The sequence below is a fragment of the Acidisoma sibiricum genome, from assembly GCF_057837225.1.
In genome coordinates, this window is the sequence record NZ_CM174445.1 from 1,412,022 (window position 1) to 1,438,008 (window position 25,987).

Sequence of the window (25,987 nt, forward strand, 5' to 3'; positions counted from 1 at the left end):
GATGTTCGACTATCGCACAGCATTCGGCTTGCAATATCAAAACATTTTCAATCGCATTCAGGTGCGTGGTCCGTTTGATCCGGGCGCGCCGCTGAAGGACAATCTCGAGCACAACCGGCGGGGCAAGCCGTTTCATTCCTATCTGCTTGGCCTCATCGGGGCCGCTCAGGTGGGGCCATTCTACCTTGGCACATGCGGCCTCTTGTCCATCGTCTGCGGCTTCATCGCCTTCGAGATCATCGGGCTCAATATGCTGGCTTCGGTGAACTGGGACCCGGTGCAGTTCATCCGGCTTCTGCCCTGGCTCGGGCTGGAGCCGCCGGCGCCGTCCTGGGGCCTGCGCATACCGCCGCTGAACCAGGGTGGCTGGTGGCTGATGGCTGGTGCCTTCCTGACCGCCTCGCTGGTGTTCTGGTGGTTCCGCGTCTATCTCCGCGCCAAGGCGCTTGGCCTTGGCACGCATGTCGCCTGGGCCTTCGCCGCCGCCCTGTGGCTCTATTTCGTCTGCGGCTTTCTCCGGCCGCTGTTCATGGGCTCCTGGGGCGAGGGCGTGCCGTTCGGCATCTTCCCGCATCTGGACTGGACGGCATCGATCTCCATCCGATCGGGTAACCTTTATTACAACCCGTTCCACATGCTCTCGATCGTCTTCCTGTACGGCTCAACCCTGCTGTTTGCGATGCATGGCGGCACCATCCTGGCCACCAGCCGCTACTGGGGCGAGCGCGAGTTGGAGCAGGTGACGGATCGTGGCACGGCGGCCGAACGTGGCGCCCTGTTCTGGCGCTGGATCATGGGGTTCAACGCCACTTTCGAATCCATCCATCGCTGGGCCTGGTGGTTCGCGGTGCTTTGCCCGCTGACCGGTGGCATCGGTATCCTGCTCACTGGCACGGTCGTCGATAACTGGTATCTGTGGGGCGTCAAGCACGGCCTGGCGCCGGTCTACCCCGCCGTCTATCCGTATATCGCGGCACCCCTCATGCATTTGCAGGGTGTTCTCAAATGACGAACATCCTTTTAGTGCCATTCCGCGTCACCGCCGCCCTGATCACCGGGGTGGTGAACGGGTCCCGCCGGCATCCCTACCAGGCTTTGGGCTGGTGTACCGGCGTCATCGCGGCGCTGATCGTCTGGGGCCTCGCGAGCACGCTGCAGACCCTGCCCATGGCGAGCGTGCAGCTCGGCTATCGCGGCACCGGCATGACCGAGCAATACAATATCGCGGCGAGCCGCGCGTCCCTGCCGCTGAACACGCCGACGGGCGAATATCCGCCGGTTTCGCCGGCGGGCAAGCCGGCGAGCGCCGTCTATAAGAACGTTCAGGTCCTGAAGACGGTCGATGCGAATGACTTCCTGCGGGTTATGGCAGGGATGGCGCAATGGGTGGCGCCGCAGGTTGGCTGCGCCTATTGCCATTCTGTCGCCAACATGGCGTCGGACGCCGTCTACACCAAGGCGATCGCCCGCCATATGCTGCTGATGACGCAGTATATCAACGAGAACTGGAAGAGCCATGTCGGCGCCGCCGGGGTTACCTGCGGCACCTGTCATCGTGGTCAGGGCGCGCCGCAATATACTTGGAACTTTCAGCTGCCGCCGGGCGGCCTGCACGGCTATGCGGCGACGACGACCGGAGAGAATTTACCCTCCCCTGCCGCGGATATGTCGTCTTTGCCCTCCGACCCCTATACGCCCTTCCTGCTGAATGCCAATCCGATCCCGGTGCAGGGCGTGACGGCGCTGCCCAGTGGCAACCGTACATCCATCGAGCAAACCAACTGGACCTATGCCCTGATGATGCATTTCGCGCATTCACTCGGCGTCGGCTGCAACTATTGCCACAACAGCCGGGCTTTCTCGGTCTGGGATCAGGGCACGCCGAACCGCGTGACGGCATGGTATGGCATTCAGATGGTGCGTGACCTGAACAACAATTTCATGGTTCCGATCACCAATCTCTTCCCCGCCGGCCGGCGGGGTCCGATGGGCGACGTCGCCAAGATCAATTGCGAAACCTGCCACCAGGGTGCCTATGCCCCCTATTATGGCGCGCATGTCGTCGACACCTATCCGGCGCTGACCCATGCCACCAATGGCGGGGGCGGCACCGCTCAAGCAGTTCCGCCTCCGCCCTTCGCGCTGCCGTCTCAGAGCAAGTCCTCATCGATCCAGCCCCTGACCGGCGCGAAGGAGGCGAGTTTCAATGCACCAGTCTCGTCAGGTTCTGTCGCTCAGTCGGGAGGTGCGACGCCATGAACAAAACACTCGTCGGAGGGGCCCTCAGCGTCGTGCTAACGGCCGGTCTCCTCGCCGCCCACAGCTGGGGTGCCACGCAGGTGCCGGTGCAAACCCCGGGGCAGGGACCATCCCAGGCGCCATCGACTGACGCCGCCCTTCTCGCCCGCGGCAAATACCTGACCACGCTGGGCGATTGCACCGGTTGCCACACGGCCGAAGGCGGCAAGCCTTTCGCCGGCGGGCAATATATGGCCATGCCCTTCGGCCAGCTCTCGACCCCGAACATAACGGCGGATGTCGATACCGGCATCGGCAAATACACCGATGCCGACTTCATTCGCCTGATGCGCGGCGGCGTGACGCCAAGCGGCCAGCATATCTATCCGGCGATGCCCTATCCCTGGTACGCGACCCTGCCGGATGACGATATACTGGCCATCAAGGCCTATCTCTTCTCGCTGCCGCCGGTCCATGCGCCGCGCCTGGATTATACGGTCTGGTTCCCCTTCAATCTCCGGCCCGCGATCATTGGCTATAATCTTCTGTTCCTGGGTGACCGCTTCCAGCCCGATCCGCATTTGACTGCGGAGCAGAATCGGGGCGCCTATATCGTCAATGGGCTCGAGCATTGCGGCGAGTGCCACAATCACCGCAACTTCCTCGGCAATTCCGCGGTCGCGCTATCGGTTCTCGGTGGGCCGATTACGCAATGGTATGCGCCAAGCCTGCGCTTCGACCCGATGACCGGGCTGGGGCGGTATAGCGACAAGGACATCGTGCAGTTTCTGCGAGACGGTCATTCCCCTTCCATGGGCACCGTCGCCGGCCCCATGGCGGAGGTGGTCCGCGACAGCACACGCTATCTGACCGATTCGGATCTGCAGGCGATCGTGGCCTACCTGCATACCTTGCCCGCGACGCCGAGCTATTACGGCTGGAAACGTAATCCGACCAATGCGGCACTGGTCGATGGCCAGCAGGTCTATCTCAGCCACTGCGCCTCCTGCCATCAGCCGGATGGTGCCGGCATCCCCGGCAAGATTCCGGCGCTGGACGGCAACGGCATGGTGACGGCGACGGGGCCGCAGAGCGTGATCCGCGTCGTCATCGGCGGGCTTGAAGCGCGGGGACCCTATGCGCTGATGCCGGGCGTGGGGGCGACCATGACCAATGACCAGATCGTCGCTGTCACCAACTATGTTCGCCAGGCCTGGAGCAATGTCGCGCCGATGAACGCGACGCCGAAGCTGGTGCAGGTCATCCGCGACGATACGCATACCTTTACCAATGGTCTGCAGCCGGACGGTTGCCCGGCGCTGCAGCAGGGTCAGCTCAAATCGGTTCTGGCTGACAACAGCAACGGGCTTGAAGATCTGCTGAAATCGACGACCATGCCGAATCTGCTGACCAACGTGAACGCAATCGTGCAGAAGCTGCACAGTCTCGCGCCTGGCCTGTCGCAATCTGACGCGGTCAATGGCCTGACCACCGCCTATTGCCCGATCGTCTACGGCGATGGCAGCATTCCGCCCGACCAGCGGGTCTGGCAGCTGACCCATTTCGCCGACCGGCTTTACACGCAGCTCTCCAATAATGGGAGTGACTGAGAATGTATTTCTGGTGGTTCGTCCTAATTTTCGTGATCTGGGCCTGGCTGACCGGCGGCTCTCTCTATGGCTGGCGGGAGCGTAAGCTCGGCGGCTGGCTGACCTTCGGCTCGGTCTTGGTCTGGACCGGCATTGCCGGCCTGGTCGTTCTCTTCGTCCTGCCCTATTGGCAGATTGTCTACCTCGTTCTGCTGCAGCCCGGTTGAGTGAATGCATATGATCCGATCGGCGGCTGCACTGGATCGGATCATTGCCGACAATTTGTTGGTTCGCTTAAGAAAGATCCATTTTACTTCCCGTTAGCGCATGTCGTCTTTGAGCAGTGTCTCGACAACTTTGGCAGACGTGAGCACGCCCGGCAGTCCGGCACCGGGATGGGTGCCGGCACCGACCAGATAGAGCCCGCGCATCTCTTCGGATTTGTTGTGAAATCTGAACCAGGCGGATTGCGTGAGGCGCGGCGAGATTGAGAAACCGGCCCCATGCCGGCTGCGATAATCCTGCCGAAATGTTTCGGGCGTCATCCAGCTCTCCGTCACGATCGCAGCCGAGAGGCCAGGCAATTCCCGCGCCTCCATCATCGCGACCAGACGGTCACGCAACTGCGGGGCTGCCTTGGTCCAGTCGATCCCTGCGCGGAGGTTGGGCACCGGCGCCAGAACATAGAAGGCGTCGTGGCCGGCGGGCGCCATGTCCGGGTCTGTCGCCGTCGGCCGGTGGAGGTAAAGGCTCAGATCCTCTGGCACCTGCGTGCCACGGCCGAAGATCTCGTCGAGGAGTTCCCGGTACTTTTGGCCTAGTAGAATGGTGTGATGCGCCGTCGCCTCATAGCGGCGATTAGTGCCGAAGTAGAAGACGAAGAGCCCCATTGAATAATCCAGCCGGTCCAGCTTGCGGTCGGTCCAGCGGCGGCGCTTCACGCCAGGCAGGAGGTCGGCATAGATCGCGGGCGCATCGGCATTGGCGATCACGGTCTCGGCGGTCAGGGTCTCGCCCGTGGTCAGCGCAACGCCTTTAATCTGATTATTTTCGTGCAGGAGCCGGGCGACATCCGTCTGCAGGCGGATGGTGATGCCATGACGCTGCATCAGCGCGCCGAGGGCGGCGACGAGGGCGCCCGTTCCCCCTTTCGGGAACCAGACCCCGTGCTGCCGTTCAAGATGCTGGATGAGGGCGTAAATTCCACTGGTATGGAAAGGATGTCCTCCAACGAGCAAAGGTTGCAGGGAAAAGACGCGACGCAAGCTCTCATCCTGCAGATACCGCCGGACGATGCCGTATACGCTGCGGTGCCCGCCAAGCTTCACGATGTGCGGAAAGGCAGCCATCATGGTCACGATTTTGTGAAATGGCCTGGCGCTATAACGTTCATACCCGACTCGATAAAGTTCGGCTGCGTGACCCTGCATCTTTTCATAGCCGGGAAGATCGCTAGGCGAAAACCGCATGACTTCGTTGCGCATGGCCTTGGCATCACCGGTCAGGTCGAAAGATCTTCCGTTGACAAAACGAATCCGATAGAAGGGAGCGACGGGCAGAAAAGGCAGATGGTCCGAACGATCTTCGCCAAAGAGCGCAAAAAGTTCGTCCAGAAGAAATGGTGCCGTGATCACGGTTGGTCCGGCATCAAAGTGAAATCCATCCTGACGGACAACACGGCCGCGACCACCGAGTTGATCGAGACGTTCGAGGAGGGTTACGTCATAGCCCAGGGCGCGCGCGCGCAGGCTGGCTGCCATGCCGCCGAACCCACCGCCGATAACGATAACGCGCCGCCTGATGGGAGGGGCTTCTTGAGATCTAGGCATTTATTGTTTAACGTTCCTGGTAACGACTAATTGGATAGTCAAAAAACTTAAAGACCTGATGGCGTCTCTCTTGCCGGCCTCCAGATGTCGTTGTTCTGGAAGAAAAGGTGAGATAGCGAACATGGTGGGCAAATGGGATGACGAACAGTCTAGAGGACGATCTGTCCGAAGCGTCATCGCGCGATCACGCGAGTGACGGCGATCGCTGGTGGCCAATGCTCACAAGCAGCCTTCAGCGACCGCAAGCCATGGAAAGCACAACGCTGACGGCCTTGCTTTTGCTGCTGATCGTGGCGACGACGGATCGGGAGACGGCACTCCCCACGACCGGGCGAGTTGTGAATCTTGTCTGCGAGTTGCAGCAAAATCATGACGGCCCGCAAAGCGACGCCAAATTGCGTGCTTCGGTCATTTCACGGCTGAGCGAGGCCTTGGCCTGTTTGCGCGGCACATTGAACTGAGCGTTTGGGCGCCGGGCGCCCGGCATTACGCGAAGACCGAGGCTGGGGCTCCGGCCTTCAGGCTGGACCCAAGTTCCACACCCATCCGTGCTGCATCGGCCGCACTGCCTTCAATCTCGCCGCGGCGCAGGAAACTGCCGTCGATCGAGGCAAGCAGGCCGCTCAGCCGCAGCTGATTGCCGGGTAGAAGCTGCCCGAAAGCCCCAATGGGTGTGGAGCAGGAACCGTCCAGGGTCCCGAGCATCGCACGCTCGGCCGTCGCTGCGACGCGCGACGCGCGATCCTCAACGATCTTGAGCAGATCACGCAGTTCGGTCGCATCTTCGCGGGTCGTGATGCCGACGATGCCCTGACAGGCGGCCGGCAGCATGGTCGTGGGGGCGAGCGCGACGGAGGCCTCGGCCTCGAGCCCCAACCGCCGCAGCCCGGCCATGGCGAGCAGGCTGGCGGCGCAGTCTCCATGACGGATCTTGTCAAGCCGGGAATGGACATTGCCGCGCATCATGGTGATCTGGAGATCCGGCCGGGCATGGAGCAGCTGAGCCTGGCGGCGGACCGAACAGGTGCCGATGACGGCACCCTTCGGCAAACAGGCGTAGGGGTTCTCATCGTCGAGCGCGTCGCAACTGTCGCTGAGGATCAGCGCATCACGCACATCCTCGCGCTGGAGTGTGCAGGCGAGCACGATACCGGGCGGCAAAGTTGTTTCCAGATCCTTCAGGCTATGGACCGCCAGATCGATCCGACCGTCCATCAGCGCCTCATGAATCTCTTTGGCGAAGAGGCCCTTGCCGCCGATTTCGGCGAGCCGCCGGTCCTGCACCGCATCGCCCGTGGTGCGGATGACATGCTCCTGAAACACATCCATCTGGTGCAAAACCGGACAGACCCTGGCAAGGATGGTGAGGAAGCTGCGCGTCTGCTGCAGCGCCAGGGGCGAGGCGCGCGTGCCGACGCGCAGCGGCAGCCGGGGATGATGGCGCGGGACAGCTTGCGGCGTAGCCATGCCGGCCACCCGCGGCGGCACCAGGGCAGCGCGGAGATCCGTCTGAAGCGTTGCGGCATCCATCAGCTTTGTCCTTTGACGATGCCGCCGCGATCCACCCCATCAAACGGTCCGTTGAGGCGGACGATGGCGCGGTTCAGAACAGAGGCAATGCTAACCCAGATGAGATAAGGCAGCAGAAGCGCCGCGGCTAAGGGCGAGCGCGGGTAGGCGACCAGGATCAGGGCCAGGACCGACAGCCAGAGAAAGACAACCTCGATCAAAGCCCAGTCCGGGCGCCGCAGCTTGAAGAAGAAGAGGCTCCAGGCAATGTTGAGGGCGGCGTTCACGGCAAACAGCACGAGGGTGATAGCCCTGTCCCAATCTGTCTGCGGCATGCGCCACAGGACCACGGCAGCGGCGCAGGTGACGATGCCGATCACACTCCAGATCGGCCCGAAGGCCCAGTTCGGCGGCCGCCAGGGCGGATTGCGCAGGCTGTAGTACCAAGGCCCGATCTCGGTCAAAGCGCCACCGGCACCCAGCACGCAGATCGTTGCTACCACCGCAATGACGATCGTGACGGTCACGCCGAGAGTATCCCCGTGAGATGCCCCATGCTTTTGCAGAAGATCCGCAGATGGGTGAGCGGCTTGGCCCGGACCAATTCCTTGGTCATGTAGGCGGCCCAGGTCAGCCGCTGCACATCCTTGTCACGGCAGATCGTCACGAACCGCTCTCGCCGCCGGTCGCTGATGTACCAGTAGCGCTGCATGATGCCGAGTACGGCGAAGACCTGGCCATGGCTGCGCATGAAACGGCGCCTGGCTGCGTGCAGCGCGCGGGCCTGGCCAGTCGCGAGGAAAGTTTCCACCGCCTCACCAGCCAGCTGACCGCCGAGCATGGCGTAATAGATGCCCTCGCCGGAGGCAGGTGCCACAACGCCGGCAGCGTCGCCTGCCAGCAGCACGCTTTGCCCGTCGTCCCAGCGCCGCAGCGGCTTGAGCGGGATGGGCGCGCCTTCGCGGCGGAGGGTTTCTGCGCCGGCGAGGCCGGTTGCTTCCCGCAATTCGGTCGTGGCCTGGCGGAGCGCAAAACCCTTATGGGCACTGCCGAGACCGACGCTCGTGGTCGCGCCATGCGGGAAGACCCAGCCGTAGAAATCTGGTGACACGCGTCCGTTGTAATGCACCTCGCAGCGCGCCGGATCGAAGGACGCCTGCGTGGGGGAGCGGACAATCTCGTGATAGGCGAAGACATAGCGCATGCGGTCGGCGCCGGGGACGCCGGCGGCGCGGGCGACGCCGGACCGGGCGCCGTCGGCGCCGATGACCGACCGGGCGCGGAGGGTGAAGGGGGCGCCGTCGATGCCACTCTCACGGCATTGCAGGATGACGATGCCATCGGCATCGCGGCTCAGCCCCTCGAACAGACCGGTGCGCAACGCGGCGCCATCGGCACCGGCGCGCTCGCGCAGCCAGATGTCGAATTCCTGGCGGTCGACCATGCCGACGAAACCATTCTCGATGGGCATATCGGCGATACGGTCGGAGGGCGCGAACATCCGAGCCGAGGTCACGCGGGCCGCCAGCAAGGCGTCAGGTATGGCGAAATCCTGGATCAGCCTTGGCGGGATCGCGCCGCCGCAGGGTTTGACGCGGCCGCCGCGTTCGAGCAGCAGCACCGAGCGCCCGGCTTTGGCGAGGCTGGATGCGGCGGTAGCCCCGGCAGGACCGCCGCCGACGACCACGGTATCGTAAATCGGTTCGCTACTCATGACGCACCTCCCATCTGGAAGAGCGCCGCGATCATCACGGCGCCAAGGCGAAGGCGGTGGCGAGCATGCCGAGCACATAGAGCGTGGTGCCGGTGGCATTGTACCAAGGGGCACGGCCGCGCGGATCATCGAGCAGCCGCAGCATGAGCACGAGTTGCGCCATCAGCAGGGCAACGACGATGCAGGCGTGAATGGGCATCCGCCAATACAGCAGGAGCAGCACGATGGCGGCCTGGGCGGCGGCCATCGTGAAGCAGGCCAGGCGGCAGGCGCGATCGGGGCCGAGCTTGGCCGGCAAGGAGCCAAGCCCCATCTGCCGGTCACCCTCGATCGACTTGAAATCATTGAGCGTCATAATGCCATGGGCGCCAAGGCTGTAGATCGCTGCGACCAGGATGACGGAGGCCGAGGGCATCGCCCGCAGGCACACCGCGGCCCCCGCGAACCAGGGCAGGCCTTCATAGGAGAAGCCGACGGCGAGGTTGCTCCACCAGCCGTTGCGCTTCAGACGAACCGGCGGGGCGCTGTAGATCCAGGCGAGGAGAAGGCCGATCCCGGTCGCGATGACGACAGGGGTGCCGAGCAGGAAGGCGACAGCGGCGGTGAGGATGGTCCAGCCGATGGCAATGCCGAGGCCCCAGTGACCCGGCACGCGGCCGGACGGAATCGGGCGGTTCGGCTCGTTGATGGCGTCGACATGGCGGTCGTACCAGTCATTGACCGCTTGGCTGGTGCCGCAGGCGAGGGGGCCTGCCAGCACCGCGCCGATGGCGACAACGGCCCAACCCCGCGTGCCGGGGCCACCGGCGCAGACCACACCGCAGCCGAAGGCCCATATCGGTGCGAACCAGGTAATCGGTTTCAATAGTTCCAGAAGAGCCGGCGGACTCGGCCAGTCGCGCCCCGGCGCCGGGCGCCCCGCATGAGGCGGAATCAGGCCGAGCGTGCCGCCCTGGTCGCTCATGCGCCGGAGTCTCCGTCCGGCTCGCCGTCGCCCGGGTCGCTCAAACCGTATCGGCGCAGCTTCACATAGAGGCTTTGCCGGCTCAGGCCGAGCATCTCGGCGGCGGAAGCCCGGTTGTTGCCGGTCAATTCCAACGCCGATTCGATGCAGAGACGCTCGATGACGTCGATCGCATCGCGCACCAGCTCTTTCATCGACACGCGACCGATCAGCTCGGTCAGCTGTTCGATCGAGCGGGGCATGGCGCGGGGCGGCTGCGACCGCGCCGTTGTCAGTCGGCGTCCGATGTCGCGGATCACGAAGCTGAAGCATTGTTGCCCGTCGAGCGTCACGGCATTGGCCGAGATCTCGACATCCTGGCTATTCCCCATCTCGCCGCGGATGCTGGTCGCAAAGAGGCGCACGACGCCACGCTGCTTGAGATTGGCGAGCAGCACGTCGGTATCGACACCCGATTGGCCAATCCAGTTTTCGATCGACCGCCCCTGTGCCCGGGCCAAGGAGCCGAGCTGGGCCATGCCGACGAAGGTTGCGTTGGCGTTGATAAGCTCGCCCTCTGGCGTCGTCAGGACGAATCCGTCCGGGGCCTGCTCGAAGGCTGCCAGCAGACGCTGATTCACATCGGAGACGGTCTTGGTACTGGCGGTCGTGGTATCGGTCGCGGGGGCCGCGGAGAGGCGCACGACCAGGACCGCGGTCTTGTCCTCCATAAGCATGGTGACATCGAGCGTGACCGGCCCAGAAGCGGGGACTCCCGGCAGAGCTGACTTGTCACCACCCGCCTTGTCAACGGTGATGGGGTGCAGGCGCACGGCCATGGATTGTGGGCCGCCGGCCTGACGCATGCCGACCAGCAAACGCTGGGCACCAGCGCGATCATCCGGGTGCAGCAGATCGACCACAGGCACGCCCAGGCTGCGGCGCCCCTGCTCGAGCAGCGCGAGCGCGGCCGGGTTGGCCTCGGTGATGCGCAGGCTTTGCGCATCAACCACCATCAGCGGCTCCGGTGCTGTTTGAAACAGGCCCCGATACCGGGCCTGCGCCTGGCGCAGACTGGCATAGTCGCGCTCCACTGCCTGCTGCGCATCGACCAGACGCTGCTGGAGCGTGGCGAGGCGGCGCAAATCGCGTCCGAAGGCAATGACCGAGCCATCGCTTTTGGCCCGAACGGTAGAATATTCGATCGCGATATCCGCCCCCTCGAGGGCGGCGGGGTGGTTGAGGTGGCGCGGATGCGGTTCGGAATCCTTCAGCGCGCTTTCAAGCAGGGCTTCTGCCTTCTGCCGGCTGTCTATCGTGACCGTATCGGCCCAGCGCCGCCCGGCCCAGGAGCCGGCATCCTCAACCGCATTTTCCAGCTCGCTGGTGCGGAAGGCACAATCTTGCACGATTCCATCGGGGCTGACGATCAGGGCTACGTCCGCGGCGGCGGCGATCACGCGCGAGGCGTCCTCGGCCGTCAGGGCGCCGATCGAACCGTTATCCCGAGAAAACCATTTGCTAGCCCTCATCGCGGTATTCTTGCTTTGGCCCGGTCTGGGCGCGGTTTGATCTGAAAGGTTATCATAGGGCACTGGACTGAGACCCCTTTGCCCGCCGGAGCTGATCCAGCAGCTCCTCTGCCCGCGCGGTCGCCTCTGCCGCGCTCGCGCCAGTGCCGTCCGCCCCCAGGGTTTCGACAAGCGAAGGTGTCGCCAGGATCAATGCCCCGCCGACCATGATGATGACGTTTTTGTTGTGAGATGCGGCCCGGACGGCCTTGATGCAATGATCCGCACGGCTGAGCCGCACATTCGTAGCCATCGAAAAACCGACCACATCGTAATCGACGGTCGATACCAGACTGGCGACGTCGTCCGTATTGGAAACCTGGAGGTTTGATACCTGCCATCCCGCGCTATCAAAACAATTGGCAAGTAACGACTGGCCGAGGCTATGTTGCTCCCCCTCTAAAGTCAACAAGAGCAGGGTTTTCTTGACCGCACCCTGGGGTAATATCACGCGCCGCGTCATCGGTGCGATGTCATGCGCCATCCGCTGCAGATGGAACATGCCCAAGGTCACCTCTTCAAACCCGGCGCGGTCCTCGGCCCACAGGATGCCGAGGTAGCGGGCGGCATCAGCGATCAGTTCAAGGCATCGTGCCTCTGCAGCCTCGCCCTCGGTGACGAGCCGGGCGATGACAGAGGCAACCGCTTCATCCGGCTTCGCGCCGATCACCCCCAATGCCAGGGATGCCGCGTCGGTCGCGCGGTGACGGGGTGTGGTGGGGGGCGGCGTGGGTGCCTGGGGAATCGGCATCCCGGCTGCGGCCGCGCGCGCGCGGTAGGTCGCCAGCAGCCGCGGAATGATATCGGCCTCGACCACCCGCTCGATCGCCGCCTGCCGACGCTGCGGTGACCGCTCGTCGTGCAGAATGCTGACCACGGTACGGCAGACTGGGGCCTCCTCCAAGGGATAGGCCGCCTGGTCGCCTTGGGTCGCGCTTGATGTTTCCTGGTGACTCAGACCGGACATCCCTAGCCCCCTCTAGACGCTATTATCAGTGCCGCCGGGCACAACAACTGTCAATCGGAATTTACGTCTAGAATGCTTGACAGTCGGGTGGGCGGAGTCCTAGCGTTCCCCTCGAAGACGACGCGTTCGCTGCGGGTCGCGATAGATAACCCCTTCCGAGTGCTGATGTCTTCGAGTTCTCGCGCTGTGCGCGAAGAAGTAAGGAGTAGCTATGATCACGAGTTTCAGCGATCTGCTTGATACTTTCGATAGCTCTCCCTGGCCGTCCACGACTGGACGGTGCTGCCGCAGCGTGCAGCCGCGCGTGACAAGCCTGGTTTACACTCCCGAGCAGCGTCGCCGCCGCAACAGCAGCCCCTGGACGATGGTGCAAGGTATTTTGGCGCCGCTCCAGTTCCTGGCCTTCATCGTCAGTACCGGCCTCGTGCTGCGTTATCTCGTCTCCGGCCATGGCTATGAGGCGGCGACCATCTCGGTCGTGGTCAAGACGGTCTTTCTCTACACGATCATGATTACCGGCTCGCTGTGGGAAAAGGCGGTGTTTGGCCGCTATCTGCTGGCCCCGGCCTTCTTCTGGGAGGATATGTTCAGCTTCCTGGTGATCGGGTTGCACACCGCTTATATCGTGGCTCTGGCGACCGCGGTGCTGACCGCGCAGCAGATGATGCTGCTGGCACTGACCGCTTTCGCCGCCTACGTGGTCAACGCCGCTCAGTTCGTCTTCAAGCTGCGCGCGGTCCGGCGTGAAGCGCCCGCGGCTGTCATCGCGGTAGCCAAGTGATCGCCGCGATGCACGCCGAGACTTCTTCCAGCTGTGCCACGCCGCCGGTGCTGCGCGAACGCGGCCAGCGCGAGGTCTTCTGTGGCCTGACCGGCATCGTCTGGCTGCATCGCCGTATCCAGGACGCTTTCTTTCTTGTCGTCGGCTCCCGCACCTGCGCGCATCTGCTGCAATCGGCGGCGGGCGTGATGATCTTTGCCGAGCCCCGCTTCGCCACCGCCATTATCGAGGAACGTGACCTCGCCGGCCGCGCCGATATGGATGACGAGCTGGACCGCGTGGTCGCGCGCCTGCTGGAGCGCCGGCCCGACATCCGCATGCTGTTCCTGGTCGGCTCCTGCCCCTCCGAGGTCATCAAACTTGACCTGTCACGCGCCGCGGCACGGCTGACGCGGCAATTTCTGCCGCATACGCGCGTGCTGAGCTATTCCGGCAGCGGCATCGAGACGACCTTCACCCAGGGCGAGGATGCCTGCCTTGCCGCTCTGGTGCCTGAATTGCCGCCCAGCGACGCGCCACAGCTGATGGTTGCGGGCGCACTGCCCGATGCGGTGGAGGCCGAATTCGCCGATATCTTTGCGCAGGCGGGGATCGGCCCGGTGCAGTTCCTGCCGCCGCGGCGCGCAACCGCGCTTCCCTCCGTCGGGCCGGGCACCGTCCTGATGCTGGCGCAACCCTTCCTGAGCGAGACCGCCCGGCTGCTGGAGGCGCGCGGCGCGCGCCTTGTGGTCGCCCCTTTCCCGATCGGCGCCGAGGGGACGCGGCTTTGGCTGCAAGCGGCGGCTCAGGCGATGGGGGCTGATCTCGCCCGGCTCAGCGCTGCCATGGCGCCGGGCATGGCGCGCGCCGCGCTCGGCATCGCCCGCCATCGCGTCATGTTGGAAGGCCGACGGATTTTCTTCTTTCCCGATTCTCAGCTGGAAGTGCCGCTGGCGCGGTTCCTGTCGAGGGAACTCGGCATGGAACTGGTCGAGGTCGGCACGCCCTATCTCAACCGTCGGCACCTCGCCGGCGAATTGGCGCTGCTACCCGAATCGACGCAGCTCAGCGAAGGCCAGGATGTGGATCGGCAGCTCGACCGCTGCCGGGCTGCCGCACCCGATCTCGTTGTCTGTGGCCTGGGGCTCGCCAATCCGCTGGAGGCGGAGGGCACGCCCACGAAATGGTCGATCGAGCTGCTGTTCAGTCCGATCCACGGCTTTGAGCAGGCGGGCGATCTGGCGGGCCTGTTTACCCGCCCGCTCCGCCGCCGCGCGGCTTTGGAGGTCTGAGCGCCATGCAGCTGACCCTCTGGACCTATGAAGGGCCGCCGCATGTGGGGGCCATGCGCATCGCTTCGGCGATGACCGGCGTGCATTACGTGCTCCATGCCCCGCAGGGCGATACCTATGCCGATCTGCTGTTCACGATGATCGAGCGGCGGGATCGCCGTCCGCCCGTGACCTATACCACCTTCCAGGCCCGCGACCTTGGCGGCGACACCGCGGAGCTGTTCAAGACTGCCGCGCGCGAGGCGGTCGAGCGGTTCCGCCCGGAAGTGCTGCTGGTCGGCGCCTCCTGCACCGGCGAGCTGATCCAGGACAATCCTGAGGGCCTCACCCGGGGCCTGGATGTGCCGGTGATCGCGCTCGATCTGCCGTCCTATCAGCGCAAGGAAAACTGGGGCGCATCCGAGACCTTCTATCAACTCGTGCGGCGCTTTGCCGCCGGCAAGCCTTTGCCGCGCGAAGGCCGCCAGGCCTGCTGCAATCTGCTGGGCCCGACTGCGCTGGGCTTCCGCCATCGGGACGATGTGCGCGAAATTGAGTCGCTGCTCGGCCGCCTTGGCGTGGCCGTCAATGTGGTGGCACCCTTAAGCGCCAGCCCCGCCGATCTTGCGCGGCTGGGTGAGGCCGATTTCAATATCGTGCTTTATCCCGAAATCGCCGATACGGCCGCGTCCTGGCTGGAGCGGCAGTTCGGCCAGAAGCGGGTGAAGACGGTGCCGATCGGCGTCGGCGCCACGCGCGATTTTGTCGCCGAGGTCGCGGCTCTGGCCGGGCTGCCGGCAGCCGATTGCGAGCGCAACAGCAACCTGCCCTGGTATTCGCGTTCCGTGGATGCCAATTATCTGACGGGCAAGAGGGTTTTCATCTTCGGCGATGCGACCCATGCGATCGCCGCGGCCCGTGTTGCGGTGAAGGAACTCGGCTTCGCGCTGGTCGGTCTTGGCACCTATTCCCGCGAACAGGCCCGCGATGTGCGCGAGGCGGCCGCGTCCTACGGCATCGAGGCGCTGATCACCGACGACTATCTGGAGGTCGAAGCGCGGATTGCAGCGACCGAGCCGGAGCTGGTGCTGGGCACGCAGATGGAACGGCATATCTGCAAACGGCTGGGAATTCCTTGCGCGGTCATCTCAGCGCCCGTGCATGTGCAGGATTTTCCGGCGCGCTATTCGCCGCAGATGGGGTTTGAGGGGGCCAATGTCCTCTTCGACAGCTGGGTCCATCCGCTGATGATGGGGCTGGAGGAACATCTCCTGGCGATGTTCCGTGAGGATAGCGAATTCGGCGAGGGTGCCGCGCCCTCGCATCTTGGTGTCACCGCTTCGGCCGCGGCCGAAGCGTCACCCGTGGCAGCCGCCGAGATGGCCGATGTCGCGGTCATGGCCGAGGTGGTCTGGCTGGCCGAAGCAGAACAGGCGCTGAAAAAGATTCCGATCTTCGTTCGCGGCAAGGCGCGCCGCAACACCGAGGCCTTTGCCAGGGAGCGCGGTATCGCCTCTGTGTCCCTGCAAACACTTTATGATGCGAGGGCGCATTATGCGCGCTGACACCCCACCATTCCGTATCGTCATCGTTACCATGGACAGCTATCTCGCCCATGCGGCGGAGGCAGCGGAAGCGGTCTTGCGGCGTGATATCCCCGGCCTGGTGTTGCGGGTGCATACGGCGGATGAATGGGGTCAGGATGCTGCGCGGCTTGATGCCTGCCTCGCCGATATCGAACGGGGCGATATTGTCATCGCCGCCATGCTGTTTCTGGAAGACCATATCCGTGCGGTGATGCCGGCGCTGACCGCGCGGCGCGATCATTGCGATGCGATGGTGGGGCTGATGTCGGCGGGTGAGGTGGTCCGCCTCACGCGGCTCGGCAAGTTCACCATGGACGCCAAGGCCGGCGGCGGCCTTGCCCTGCTGAAGCGGTTGCGCGGCAGCAGCAGCAAGGAGGGCCGGCCCGCGAGTGGCCAGGCGCAGATGAAAATGCTCCGCCGCCTGCCGACGCTGCTCAAATTCATTCCTGGCACGGCCCAGGACGCGCGCTGCTATTTCCTGTCGATGCAGTATTGGCTTGGCAGTTCCGAGACCAATCTGGTGAATATGGTGCGGCTGCTGGTGGACCGCTACGCGGCGGGCGCCCGGAAGACGATCGCGGGCACGGTACGCGCGGCGGCACCCATCCAATATCCCGATGTCGGGCTCTACCACCCATCCATCGCGGGTGGCGTCACTACCGATCTGGCCAAGCTGCCGCGCCGCGGTGGGCTGCGTGGCACGGTCGGCGTGCTGCTGCTGCGGTCCTACGTCCTCGCCGGCAATGCGGCCCATTACGCGGGCGTCATTGCGGCGCTGGAAGCCCAAGGGCTGCGCGTGATCCCAGCCTTCGCCGCGGGCCTCGATGGCCGCCCGGCGATGGAACAGTATTTCATGGCCGACGGCTCTCCCATCGTTGATACCATCGTTTCGCTGACCGGTTTCTCGCTCGTCGGAGGCCCCGCCTATAATGATGCAACGGCGGCCGATGAGATCCTGGCCCGCTTCGATGTGCCCTATATCACCGCCCATCCGGTTGAGTTCCAGACGCTGGAGCAATGGCAGAGCGATGCCCGCGGCCTGATGCCGGTTGAGGCTGCGATGATGGTGGCGATCCCGGAACTCGATGGCGGCATCTGGCCGATGACCTTCGGCGGCCGGTCCTCGGCCGGTGACAGCCATCGCCGTCAGATGGTGGTGCATGAGGAACGGGCGGCGATGCTCGCCTCCCGCGTCGCCCGGCTGGTGCGCCTTCGCCGGTCTGAGCGGGCCGAGCGCCGGGTCGCTGTGGTTCTGTTCAATTTCCCGCCCAATGCCGGCGCGACCGGCACCGCTGCCTATCTCGCGGTCTTCGAATCGCTGCATAATACGCTGCAGGCCCTGGCGGCCGGCGGCTATCAGGTCGAGGTGCCGCCGACCGTGGATGCGCTGCGGGATCGCATCCTTAAGGGCAATGCGGCCCGTTTCGGCACCGATGCCAATGTGGCCGCGCGCATTCCGGTGGCCGACCATGTGCGGCGCGAGACCTGGCTCCCCGAGATCGAGAAGACCTGGGGTCCTGCCCCCGGCCGCCAGAACAGCGACGGCAGCAGCATTCAGGTGCTGGGCGAGCGGTTCGGGAATGTCTTTGTCGGCATCCAGCCTGCCTTTGGCTATGAGGGCGACCCGATGCGCCTGCTCTTCGAGCACGGCTTCGCGCCAACCCATGCCTTCTCGGCTTTCTACCGTTGGCTGCGCGAGGATTTCGCGGCGCATGCGGTGCTCCATTTCGGCACCCATGGCGCGCTGGAATTCATGCCCGGCAAGCATGCAGGCCTTTCCGAAGCCTGCTGGCCGGACCGGCTGATCAGCAATCTGCCGAATTTCTATCTCTATGCCTGCAACAATCCGTCCGAGGGGGCGCTCGCCAAGCGTCGCTCCGGCGCCGCGCTGATCAGCTATCTGACGCCGCCCGTGGGCCGCGCCGGGCTCTATCGCGGCCTGCTCGATCTCAAGACCTCCATCGACCGCTGGCGCGGGCTGGAACCCGATGTTGACACGACACAGCGCGGGGACCTGGAACAGCTGATCCAGGCACAGGCCGCGATGGTCGATCTGGCACCTGCCGAGCCGGCCTGGACCGATGCGGTTGTTGCCATCGCCGAGCTTCGCACCGCGCTGATGGAGCTTGAACTCACCCTTATCCCGCACGGCCTGCATGTCGTGGGCCGACCACCCTCTGCCGAGGCGCGGGCCGATATCATCGAATCGGCCGGCATTACGGACCCGGTGCAGGCTGCTGCGATGGATGTCGCGCTGGCCAATGAGACGGAGCTTCCCGCGATCCTGCATGCGCTGGATGGCGGCTATATCCGCCCCGCGCCCGGCGGCGATCTGCTGCGCACGCCGGAGGTACTGCCCACGGGGCGCAATCTGCATGGGCTGGACCCTTTCCGCATCCCAAGCGCGGCGGCGGTGCAGGATGGTGCCCGTCAGGCCGATCGTCTTCTCGCCCGCCATGCGGCAGATGGGAATGGCCTGCCAGAGACGGTCGCGATGGTACTGTGGGGCACCGACAATCTGAAGACCGAGGGCGGCCCGATTGCCCAGGCCCTGTGGCTGTTCGGCGCCGAACCGCGGCATGACAGCTACGGACGGCTGACGGGCGCCCAACTCGTTCCGCTGGAGCGGCTGGGCCGCCCGCGTGTCGATGTGGTGCTGACGCTGTCGGGTATTTTCCGCGATCTTCTGCCCCTGCAGGTCAAGCTGCTGGCCGAAGCCGCGCTGCTGGCCGCAAGCGCCGATGAGCCGGTGGAACTCAACCATATCCGGGCCCATGCGCTGGCCTTCATGGCCGAGCATGGCGGCGATCTGGAGACGGCGGCGCTGCGCGTCTTCGGCAATGCCGAGGATGCCTATGGCTCCAACGTCAACAAGCTCGTCGATAGCGGCGCCTGGAATGACGAGGATGAGCTGGCCGAGGCTTTTGTCCGCCGCAAAGGCTTTGCCTATGGCATGGCGGGCCACGCCGCGCGGCAGGACAAGGTCCTCGGTCACATTCTGAAGGGCGTCGATGTCGCTTATCAGAACCTGGAATCGGTCGAACTCGGCGTGACCACCGTCGACACCTATTTCGATACGCTGGGCGGGATTGCCCGCGCGGTGCGGCGGGAGCGCGGGGGTAAGACGGCGGCCGTCTATATCGGCGACCAGACCCGCGGCGACGGTTTGGTGCGAACCCTGTCGGAACAGGTGTCGCTGGAAACCCGCACGCGGGCGCTCAACCCGAAATGGTATGAGGCGCTGCTGGCGCATGGCTATGAGGGCGTCCGCCAGATCGAGGCGCAGGTCACCAATACGCTCGGCTGGTCGGCGACCACCGGCGAGGTGGCGCCCTGGGTCTATGAGAAGCTGAGCGAGACTTTTGTTCTCGAACCGGGCATGCGCGAGCGGCTTTGCGCGCTCAACCCCGTAGCCTCGGCCAAGATCGCCAGTCGCCTGCTGGAGGCGAATGATCGCAAATACTGGAACCCCGATCCGTCGGTTCTTGAGAAGCTGCGCCAGGCTGGTGAGGCGATCGAGGACCGTTTGGAAGGCATGACTGTGGGAGTCGCCGCATGACCGTTGTCACCAAGCCTGATCTTCTTCGCAAGGCGGCGGGATGTGGAACCTGCCAAGAAGATGGGGAGGGCAGCGTGCAGGTGCGCATGGACGCGCCGCGCAAGATCGGCACCGCAAAGGTCTTTGCCGTCTATGGCAAGGGCGGCATCGGCAAAAGCACGACCTCGTCCAATCTCTCGCTTGCTTTCGCGCGGCTCGGCCATCGGGTTTTGCAGATCGGGTGCGACCCCAAGCATGACAGCACCTTCACGCTCACCAAGCGGTTGATCCCGACCGTGATCGACGTACTGGAGGGGGTGGATTTTCACCCCGAGGAACTGCGGCCAGAGGATTTTCTCGTTCAGGGTACAGGCGGCGTGATGTGCGTCGAGGCCGGCGGCCCGCCGGCCGGCACCGGCTGCGGCGGCTATGTGGTGGGGCAGACGGTGAAGCTGCTGCGCGATCATCATCTGCTGGAAGATACCGATGTCGTCATCTTCGACGTTCTGGGTGATGTCGTCTGCGGCGGTTTCGCCGCCCCCCTGCAGCATGCGGATCAGGCGCTGATCGTCGCCGCCAATGATTTCGACAGCATCTTCGCCATGAACCGCATCGTAGCGGCCATCGCCGCCAAAGCCCGCAATTACGACGTGCGGCTGGGCGGGGTCATCGTCAATCGCAGCGCCGGTACCGATCAGGTCGATAAATACAACGCCGCCGCTGGGCTCACCACGCTTGCGCATTTCCCCGATCTCGACGCCATCCGCCGCAGCCGGCTGAAAAAGGCGACGCTGTTCGAGATGGAGGAGACGCCGGAGGTGCTGGCCGTGCAGGCCGAATATACCCGCCTGGCTGCGAGCCTTTGGGCTGGTGCGCCGAATCAGGACGCCAAGCCGCTGCGTGATCGCGACATCTTCGATCTGCTGGGGTTTGAGTAATGATCAACCTCACCTATGAGCGCCGTCGCGGCGAGCTGGAGACCTATTTCGACCGCACGGCGTCGCAGGCCTGGGCGCGTCTGACCTCCGACGCGCCGGTCAGCCGCATCCGTGCGACGGTGCGCGACGGCCGGGACCGCATGCGCGCGACTCTGCTCGACTGGCTGCCAGGCGATCTCACCGGCTGCCGGCTGCTTGACGCCGGATGCGGCACGGGGGCTGTCGCGGTGGAAGCGGCGCGCCGTGGCGCCGAGGTCGTCGCGGTCGACCTGGCCGGCACGCTGCTGGACCTCGCGCGGACCCGCATTCCGGCGGATCTGGCCCGTCGCGTCTCCTTCATCCCGGGCGATATGCTCGACCCATCTTTTGGCCGTTTCGACCATGTCGTGGCCATGGACTCCCTGATCCATTATCCGGCGCGAGAGATGGTCGCGGCCATTTCGGCGCTTGCCGCGCGGACGTCCACCAGCATGGTCGTCACCTTTGCGCCCCGTACGCCGGCGCTGTCGGTGATGCACGCGGTGGGCAAGCTGTTTCCGCGCGGCGACCGCGCGCCGGCCATTGAGCCGGTTGCCGAGGGGGCGCTGCATCGCCGCCTTGAGGCTGCGCTGGGAAACCAGGGCTGGATGCGGTTGCGGACGCAGCGGATCGAAAGCGGCTTCTACAAATCCCAAGCGCTGGAAATGGTGCGGCGATGAGCGCGACTTCCCGCGATCACACCCCTGCGGCCGATGCCGGATCGCGCGCGTTCCGCTTCTGGAACAAGCTCGGCCTGGGCTGGCTGCCGATCGCGGATGTCGTATCCGAAGAATTGCCGCTGAAGCGTCTGCTCAGGCTGGCCTTGTTTCAGGTCTCGGTCGGCATGGCGGTCGCGCTTGTGGTCGGCACGCTCAACCGGGTGATGATTGTGGAACTGGGCGTTTCCGCCCGGCTGGTCGCGATCATGGTAGCGTTGCCGCTGGTCTTCGCCCCGGCGCGCGCGCTGATCGGCTTCCGGTCGGACAATCACCGCTCGCTGCTCGGCTGGCGGCGGACGCCCTATCTCTGGTTCGGCACCATGCTGCAATTCGGCGGACTGGCGATGATGCCCTTCGCCCTGCTGGTGCTGTCGGGCGCGGGTGGTGGGCATAGCGCGCCGTGGGCCGGGTCCTTTGCCGTATCGGTCGCTTTCCTTCTCATCGGTGCCGGGCTGCACACCACGCAGACGGTCGGGCTCGCGCTCGCCACCGACATCGCGCCCGAACGCTCCCGTCCGCAGGTGGTGGCTGTGCTGTGCGCCATGCTGCTGCTGGGCGTGCTGATCAGCGCGGTGCTGTTTGGTATCCTACTGTCGCATTTCACCGTTCAGAAGCTGATCCAGGTGATCCAGGGTGCGGCCCTGATGACGATGATCCTCAACGGTGTCGCGCTGTGGAAGCAGGAACCCCGCCGGGCCCTTATCGGCATTGCCGAGACGACGTCCTCCTTCCGGGAGTCGATGGCCGCGCTGATGGCCGAGCCGCAGGCGCGCCGCCGTTTGGCAGCCGTCGCCCTCGGCACCATTGCCTTCAGCCTGCAGGACGTTTTGCTGGAGCCCTATGGCGGTCAGGTGCTGGGCCTGCCGGTGGCCGCGACGACCGCACTGACGGCGCTCCTCGCGGTCGGCGGTCTTTGCGGTTTCGCGGGCGGCGGCTGGCTTTTGTATCGCCGCAGCGATCAGCACCGCGTCGCTGCTATTGGCGTGCTCGTCGGACTGTTGGCCTTCAGCTGCGTGATCTTCGCCGCACCCGTGGGCGCGCCCGGGCTTTTCGCGATGGGCACGGCGCTGATCGGCTGCGGTGCGGCCTTGTTCCTCGTCGGCACGCTGGCAAGCGCGGTCGACGCCTCCGGCAAAACACGGGTCGGGCTCAAGCTCGGCTCCTGGGGCGCGGTACAGGCCTTCGCTGCCGGCACCGCTATCGCCGCGGGCGGCCTGCTGCATGATTGGGTGGCGCATCTCGCCCTCAGCGGTACGCTGGGAACCACCGTCGTCAGCGCCGCGACAGGCTACGAAGCCGTCTATGGTCTGGAGATGATCATTCTCTTCGCCACGCTCATCGTCCTTGGGCCCTTGGTTCGTTTCTCATACCCTTCGGCGCCACTTACCCATTTTGAACGTCCTTCAAGGAAGGAGCACCTCGCATGACCGGCGGTCTCGGCCATTACATCGATGTAGCCCAGGTCACCCTCTATGGCTTTTGGGCGTTCTTCGCAGGTCTGATCCTGTACCTGCGGCGCGAGGACAAGCGCGAGGGCTATCCGCTGGTGTCCGAATTGATCGGACAAAGCGATGTCGAGGTCACGGAGGGTTTTCCCGATGTGCCAGAGCCGAAGATCTTTCGGCTTTATCACGGTGGCGTCTCCTATGCGCCGCGCCCGGAGACGCCCACCGTGCCGAACGGTGCGCGGTCAGCAGCCCTGTTTCCCGGCGCGCCGCTGGAAGCGACCGGCAATCCGCTGGTCGATGGTCTTGGACCAGCCGCCTGGGCCAACCGCCTGGACGAACCCGATCTGACCATCGATGGCAAATACAAGATCGTGCCGCTGCGTGACGGCGTCGAATACTATCTGCACCCGTCCTCTCCCGATCCGCGTGGCTGGACGGTGGTGGCGGCTGATCGCCTGAGCCCTGGCATCATTTCAGATCTCTGGCTGGACGAGATCGAGGAGGCGGTGCGGTATCTTGAGGTGAGCTTGACGCTGCCGGGTTTCGAAGGCCAGCGCGTCCTTATCCCGCACAGCTTCTTCCGGTTTCGCAAGCAATCGAGGGAGGTTTTTGTGAACGCCATCCTCGCCCATCAATTTGCCGATGTGCCCAGAACCTTCAGCGACGCTTATGTCACGCGTCTCGAGGAAGACAGGCTGGTCGGCTATTTCGGCGGCGGTCAGTTGCTTGCAACCCGCGAGCGGTCGAGGCCGGTGCTATGAGCGCGCCCCTTCGCGTCATCCGCGCCGGCAATACCAGCGCCCTCGGCCGCGTGCCCTATGGTTTGCCGGCCCCCTTGCCGGAAGGCGAGTCCATGCTCTGGCAGGGTGCGCCCTCCTGGAAGAACGTCGCCTTCCGCGTGCTGCATGTGCGCAAGCTGATGATCTATTTCGCCATCCTCGCCGTGATCTGCCTCATCCGCGCGATTATGGTCGAGACGCAGCAGATGTGGTGGTCGCTCTTCGCGCTGCTATTCCTGGGTTCAGTCGCGATCGCCATGCTCACCACCTTCGCCTATTTCGTGGCGAAAACCACCGTCTATACCATCACCGAAAAGCGTGTGGTCCTGCGGGTGGGGGTCGCCCTCAGCATGAGCCTGAACCTGCCCTTCGCCATGATGGAATCGGCTGACCTGCGGCTATTCTCTGATGGCAGCGGCGATATTCCGCTGCTCCTCGCCGGTGAGACGCGGGTCGGCTACATTACCCTCTGGCCGCATGCACGCCCCTGGCGCACACGGCGCGTGCAGCCGATGCTGCGCTCGGTACCGGATGCGGTGCGTGTCGCGCATATTCTGGCGCGCGCCCTGGCGGCGAGCGCCGGGCAGCCGGTGCCCAGCTTTGACACGGCACCCGCCCTGAACGCGAAACAAGGTGCGGGCGGCCGCATCCCCGCTTCTGCTGCGATGACGGGAGATTGATGCATCATGAGTGCAACATCGAAGCTCGATCAGCGGGAACCGTCCGTTCCCTACTATAAGCTCCCGTGGAGCAAATCCTTCGTGTCCCCTAAAGGATCGCCGGGCTACCGCCGCATCGCTCTGCCACCGGTGCTGGCTGCCGCCATGGTGGCGGTGGTCGGCATCGTCATCATGCTGCCCGGCAAGTCGGTGCCCACCGGCGCCACCGTCTCCGAGCGATCCTTTCGGATTGATCAACAGATGAACGGCGTGATCGCGATGCGGGATGCCCGCACCGGCGCCACGATCGGCGCGCTGCAGAAGGACGGTGACGGATTCATGCGCGGTGTGCTGCACAGCATCGCGCTTCGCCGTGAAAAGGCGAAAATGAATCAGGCGACGCCGCTCACGCTGATGGCGACGGCTGACGGCCGGCTGATCCTCTCCGATCCGCCGACCGATACCATGATCGATCTGGAAGCCTTCGGGTCCGCCAATGAGGCCGCTTTCGCCAAGTTGCTGCCGCACCCGCTTCAGGAGGCCGTGCGATGAAGACCGTCCAGGCCCGGTGCCTGCTTGACCTTGAGCAGACGCCCTATAGCTTCCACGCCTATGCCATCCCGCTGGACATCGAAATACAGCCGGGTGACGAGGTGTTACTGCATGATGCGCCGAGCGGCATCGGCTTTAACGAGCAGCTCGTGCGGGAATGCCGCATTACGGTGCGGCGCGCGGGGCCGTTGCGACGCGCCTGGACGCGCGCGATGGAGATCTTCTCCCTGACGGATCTGTATGAAGTCGGTTTTGACGCGGAGGGCGCACAATGAGCACGACGCTGGAACAACGGGCCGCTCGGATCAATGAGACGACGAAGTCTGCCATTGAGAACACGGTGCTGAGCCCACGCTTCTACACCACTGATTTCGACTACATGGACAAGCTGAACGTCGATCTTGTCCGGCGCGAATGGGATGGGCTGATCGAGGAGCTGAGAAGCGACCCGAACCGCAACCACTTCATTCGTGACGAGCGCTTCGACGGCGACATCACGACGATGGAGCCAGAACTGAAGCGCGAGTTCCTGGACTTCCTGGTAAGTTCGGTGACGGCAGAATTTTCTGGCTGCGTGCTCTATGCTGAGATCAAGAAGCGCATCACCAACCCAGACGTGCGCGAGCTGTTCAGTGTGATGGCGCGGGATGAGGCCCGGCATGCCGGCTTCATCAATGACAGCCTCAAGGATTTCGGCGTCGGCGTCGATCTCAGCTTTCTGACCAAGACCAAGAAATACCATTACTTCAAGCCGAAGTTCATCTTCTACGCGACCTACCTGTCAGAGAAGATCGGCTATGCCCGCTACATCACGATCTATCGCCAGCTGGAGCGGCATCCCGAGAACCGCATTCACCCCATCTTCCAGTGGTTTGAGAATTGGTGCGGCGATGAGTTCCGCCATGGGGAGGCCTTCGCGCTGCTGATGCGGGCCGATCCGAAGCTGCTGCAAGGCTTCAACAAGCTGTGGATTCGCTTCTTCCTGCTTGCGGTTTTCGCCACGATGTATGTGCGGGATCATGCCCGTCCGGTCTTCCACAAGGCGCTCGGGCTGGACCCGACCGAATATGATTATCAGGTCTTCCGCGTCACCCAGGCGATTGCGCGTCAGGTCTTTCCGGTTGAGTTGAATATCGACGACCCGCGGTTTCGTGCAGGTCTGGAGCGGCTGCGCATCCTTGGCCTCAAGATGCAGGCAGCGAAGCGGCAAGGCTTCCTGTTTGGCCGCGCCCGTCGCCTGGCGCTGCTGGCGCAGGTGGCGGCGACCTTCCTGCGGCTTTTCCTTCTGCCGACGAAGCGTAATGCGATGCCGGTTGATGTTCGTATGGCGCCGGCCTGGTAATTGGATCGGTAGGAAAA

At 64.3% G+C, this 25,987-nt stretch carries 24 protein-coding genes; 17 read left to right on the forward strand and 7 right to left on the reverse strand.

Annotation, left to right across the window (positions count from 1 at the left end; all coding sequences use genetic code 11):
• Position 1 precedes the first annotated feature (1 nt).
• From pufM to AC3G7M_RS06855, 4 genes are read left to right on the forward strand one after another with little or no spacing between them, the layout of a single operon-like run.
• Positions 2 to 1,009 (forward strand): photosynthetic reaction center subunit M, encoded by a 1,008-nt coding sequence (gene pufM, locus AC3G7M_RS06840; RefSeq protein ID WP_489215047.1) that lies wholly within the window; start codon positions 2 to 4, stop codon positions 1,007 to 1,009.
• Complete coding sequence (gene pufC, locus AC3G7M_RS06845; protein ID WP_489215049.1) at positions 1,006 to 2,259, forward strand: photosynthetic reaction center cytochrome PufC; 1,254 nt, start codon at positions 1,006 to 1,008, stop codon at positions 2,257 to 2,259. The genes pufM and pufC overlap by 4 nt, the downstream gene beginning before the upstream one ends.
• A complete protein-coding gene (locus AC3G7M_RS06850; protein ID WP_489215050.1) occupies positions 2,256 to 3,848 on the forward strand; it encodes a c-type cytochrome in 1,593 nt (530 codons plus the stop codon). The genes pufC and AC3G7M_RS06850 overlap by 4 nt, the downstream gene beginning before the upstream one ends.
• A 2-nt stretch (positions 3,849 to 3,850) precedes the next feature.
• On the forward strand, positions 3,851 to 4,054 hold the full coding sequence (locus AC3G7M_RS06855; RefSeq protein WP_489215052.1) for a hypothetical protein: 204 nt from the start codon (positions 3,851 to 3,853) through the stop codon (positions 4,052 to 4,054).
• A 93-nt stretch (positions 4,055 to 4,147) separates the two neighbouring features.
• Here the strand turns inward: AC3G7M_RS06855 and crtI are convergent, their stop codons facing one another.
• Positions 4,148 to 5,587 carry a phytoene desaturase family protein gene (gene crtI, locus AC3G7M_RS06860; protein WP_489215053.1) on the reverse strand — a complete coding sequence of 480 codons (1,440 nt, stop codon included), beginning with the start codon at positions 5,585 to 5,587 and terminating at the stop codon, positions 4,148 to 4,150.
• Between the two features lie 206 nt (positions 5,588 to 5,793).
• Here crtI and AC3G7M_RS06865 point away from each other — a divergent pair, with 206 nt between their 5' ends.
• Positions 5,794 to 6,117, forward strand: coding sequence for a hypothetical protein (locus AC3G7M_RS06865; RefSeq protein WP_489215054.1), 324 nt, complete (start codon positions 5,794 to 5,796; stop codon positions 6,115 to 6,117).
• A gap of 25 nt (positions 6,118 to 6,142) precedes the next feature.
• Here the strand turns inward: AC3G7M_RS06865 and hemC are convergent, their stop codons facing one another.
• From hemC to AC3G7M_RS06895, 6 genes are read right to left on the reverse strand one after another with little or no spacing between them, the layout of a single operon-like run.
• On the reverse strand, positions 6,143 to 7,186 hold the full coding sequence (gene hemC, locus AC3G7M_RS06870) for a hydroxymethylbilane synthase (RefSeq protein WP_489215056.1): 1,044 nt from the start codon (positions 7,184 to 7,186) through the stop codon (positions 6,143 to 6,145).
• The gene (locus AC3G7M_RS06875) at positions 7,186 to 7,692 is read right to left on the reverse strand and encodes a TspO/MBR family protein (protein WP_489215057.1); all 507 of its coding nucleotides are present in this window, start codon (positions 7,690 to 7,692) and stop codon (positions 7,186 to 7,188) included. Before AC3G7M_RS06875 ends, hemC begins: the two co-directional genes overlap by 1 nt.
• Positions 7,689 to 8,879 carry a geranylgeranyl diphosphate reductase gene (locus tag AC3G7M_RS06880; RefSeq protein WP_489215059.1) on the reverse strand — a complete coding sequence of 397 codons (1,191 nt, stop codon included), beginning with the start codon at positions 8,877 to 8,879 and terminating at the stop codon, positions 7,689 to 7,691. The genes AC3G7M_RS06875 and AC3G7M_RS06880 overlap by 4 nt, the downstream gene beginning before the upstream one ends.
• A gap of 34 nt (positions 8,880 to 8,913) precedes the next feature.
• Positions 8,914 to 9,843: a chlorophyll synthase ChlG gene (gene chlG, locus AC3G7M_RS06885; RefSeq protein ID WP_489215060.1), complete on the reverse strand. Its 930-nt coding sequence runs from the start codon at positions 9,841 to 9,843 to the stop codon at positions 8,914 to 8,916.
• Positions 9,840 to 11,354, reverse strand: a complete 1,515-nt coding sequence (gene ppsR, locus AC3G7M_RS06890; RefSeq protein WP_489215062.1) for a transcriptional regulator PpsR — start codon at positions 11,352 to 11,354, stop codon at positions 9,840 to 9,842. The genes chlG and ppsR overlap by 4 nt, the downstream gene beginning before the upstream one ends.
• A 52-nt stretch (positions 11,355 to 11,406) precedes the next feature.
• Positions 11,407 to 12,360: a cobalamin B12-binding domain-containing protein gene (locus AC3G7M_RS06895; RefSeq protein ID WP_489215064.1), complete on the reverse strand. Its 954-nt coding sequence runs from the start codon at positions 12,358 to 12,360 to the stop codon at positions 11,407 to 11,409.
• 211 nt (positions 12,361 to 12,571) lie between these two features.
• Between AC3G7M_RS06895 and bchF the strand changes: the two genes are divergently transcribed.
• The 12 genes from bchF to acsF are packed head-to-tail and all read left to right on the forward strand — an operon-like array spanning position 12,572 to position 25,970.
• Positions 12,572 to 13,141, forward strand: coding sequence for a 2-vinyl bacteriochlorophyllide hydratase (gene bchF / locus AC3G7M_RS06900; protein ID WP_489215066.1), 570 nt, complete (start codon positions 12,572 to 12,574; stop codon positions 13,139 to 13,141).
• An 8-nt stretch (positions 13,142 to 13,149) separates the two neighbouring features.
• Positions 13,150 to 14,412, forward strand: coding sequence for a ferredoxin:protochlorophyllide reductase (ATP-dependent) subunit N (locus AC3G7M_RS06905; RefSeq protein ID WP_489215068.1), 1,263 nt, complete (start codon positions 13,150 to 13,152; stop codon positions 14,410 to 14,412).
• Between the two features lie 5 nt (positions 14,413 to 14,417).
• Positions 14,418 to 15,956, forward strand: a complete 1,539-nt coding sequence (gene bchB / locus AC3G7M_RS06910) for a ferredoxin:protochlorophyllide reductase (ATP-dependent) subunit B (RefSeq protein ID WP_489215070.1) — start codon at positions 14,418 to 14,420, stop codon at positions 15,954 to 15,956.
• The gene (locus AC3G7M_RS06915) at positions 15,946 to 19,536 is read left to right on the forward strand and encodes a magnesium chelatase subunit H (protein WP_489215072.1); all 3,591 of its coding nucleotides are present in this window, start codon (positions 15,946 to 15,948) and stop codon (positions 19,534 to 19,536) included. Before bchB ends, AC3G7M_RS06915 begins: the two co-directional genes overlap by 11 nt.
• Positions 19,533 to 20,453 (forward strand): ferredoxin:protochlorophyllide reductase (ATP-dependent) iron-sulfur ATP-binding protein, encoded by a 921-nt coding sequence (bchL, locus tag AC3G7M_RS06920; protein ID WP_489215074.1) that lies wholly within the window; start codon positions 19,533 to 19,535, stop codon positions 20,451 to 20,453. Before AC3G7M_RS06915 ends, bchL begins: the two co-directional genes overlap by 4 nt.
• A complete protein-coding gene (gene bchM, locus AC3G7M_RS06925; RefSeq protein WP_489215076.1) occupies positions 20,453 to 21,151 on the forward strand; it encodes a magnesium protoporphyrin IX methyltransferase in 699 nt (232 codons plus the stop codon). Before bchL ends, bchM begins: the two co-directional genes overlap by 1 nt.
• Positions 21,148 to 22,617 (forward strand): BCD family MFS transporter, encoded by a 1,470-nt coding sequence (locus tag AC3G7M_RS06930; protein ID WP_489215078.1) that lies wholly within the window; start codon positions 21,148 to 21,150, stop codon positions 22,615 to 22,617. Before bchM ends, AC3G7M_RS06930 begins: the two co-directional genes overlap by 4 nt.
• Entirely contained in the window at positions 22,614 to 23,399 is a 786-nt protein-coding gene (gene puhA / locus AC3G7M_RS06935; protein ID WP_489215080.1) for a photosynthetic reaction center subunit H, read from the forward strand. The genes AC3G7M_RS06930 and puhA overlap by 4 nt, the downstream gene beginning before the upstream one ends.
• The gene (gene puhB, locus AC3G7M_RS06940) at positions 23,396 to 24,097 is read left to right on the forward strand and encodes a photosynthetic complex putative assembly protein PuhB (RefSeq protein ID WP_489215082.1); all 702 of its coding nucleotides are present in this window, start codon (positions 23,396 to 23,398) and stop codon (positions 24,095 to 24,097) included. Before puhA ends, puhB begins: the two co-directional genes overlap by 4 nt.
• A 6-nt stretch (positions 24,098 to 24,103) precedes the next feature.
• On the forward strand, positions 24,104 to 24,628 hold the full coding sequence (puhC, locus tag AC3G7M_RS06945) for a photosynthetic complex assembly protein PuhC (RefSeq protein WP_489215084.1): 525 nt from the start codon (positions 24,104 to 24,106) through the stop codon (positions 24,626 to 24,628).
• Complete coding sequence (locus AC3G7M_RS06950; RefSeq protein WP_489215087.1) at positions 24,625 to 24,903, forward strand: hypothetical protein; 279 nt, start codon at positions 24,625 to 24,627, stop codon at positions 24,901 to 24,903. The genes puhC and AC3G7M_RS06950 overlap by 4 nt, the downstream gene beginning before the upstream one ends.
• Positions 24,900 to 25,970, forward strand: coding sequence for a magnesium-protoporphyrin IX monomethyl ester (oxidative) cyclase (gene acsF / locus AC3G7M_RS06955; protein ID WP_489215089.1), 1,071 nt, complete (start codon positions 24,900 to 24,902; stop codon positions 25,968 to 25,970). Before AC3G7M_RS06950 ends, acsF begins: the two co-directional genes overlap by 4 nt.
• Positions 25,971 to 25,987: the final 17 nt, after the last annotated feature.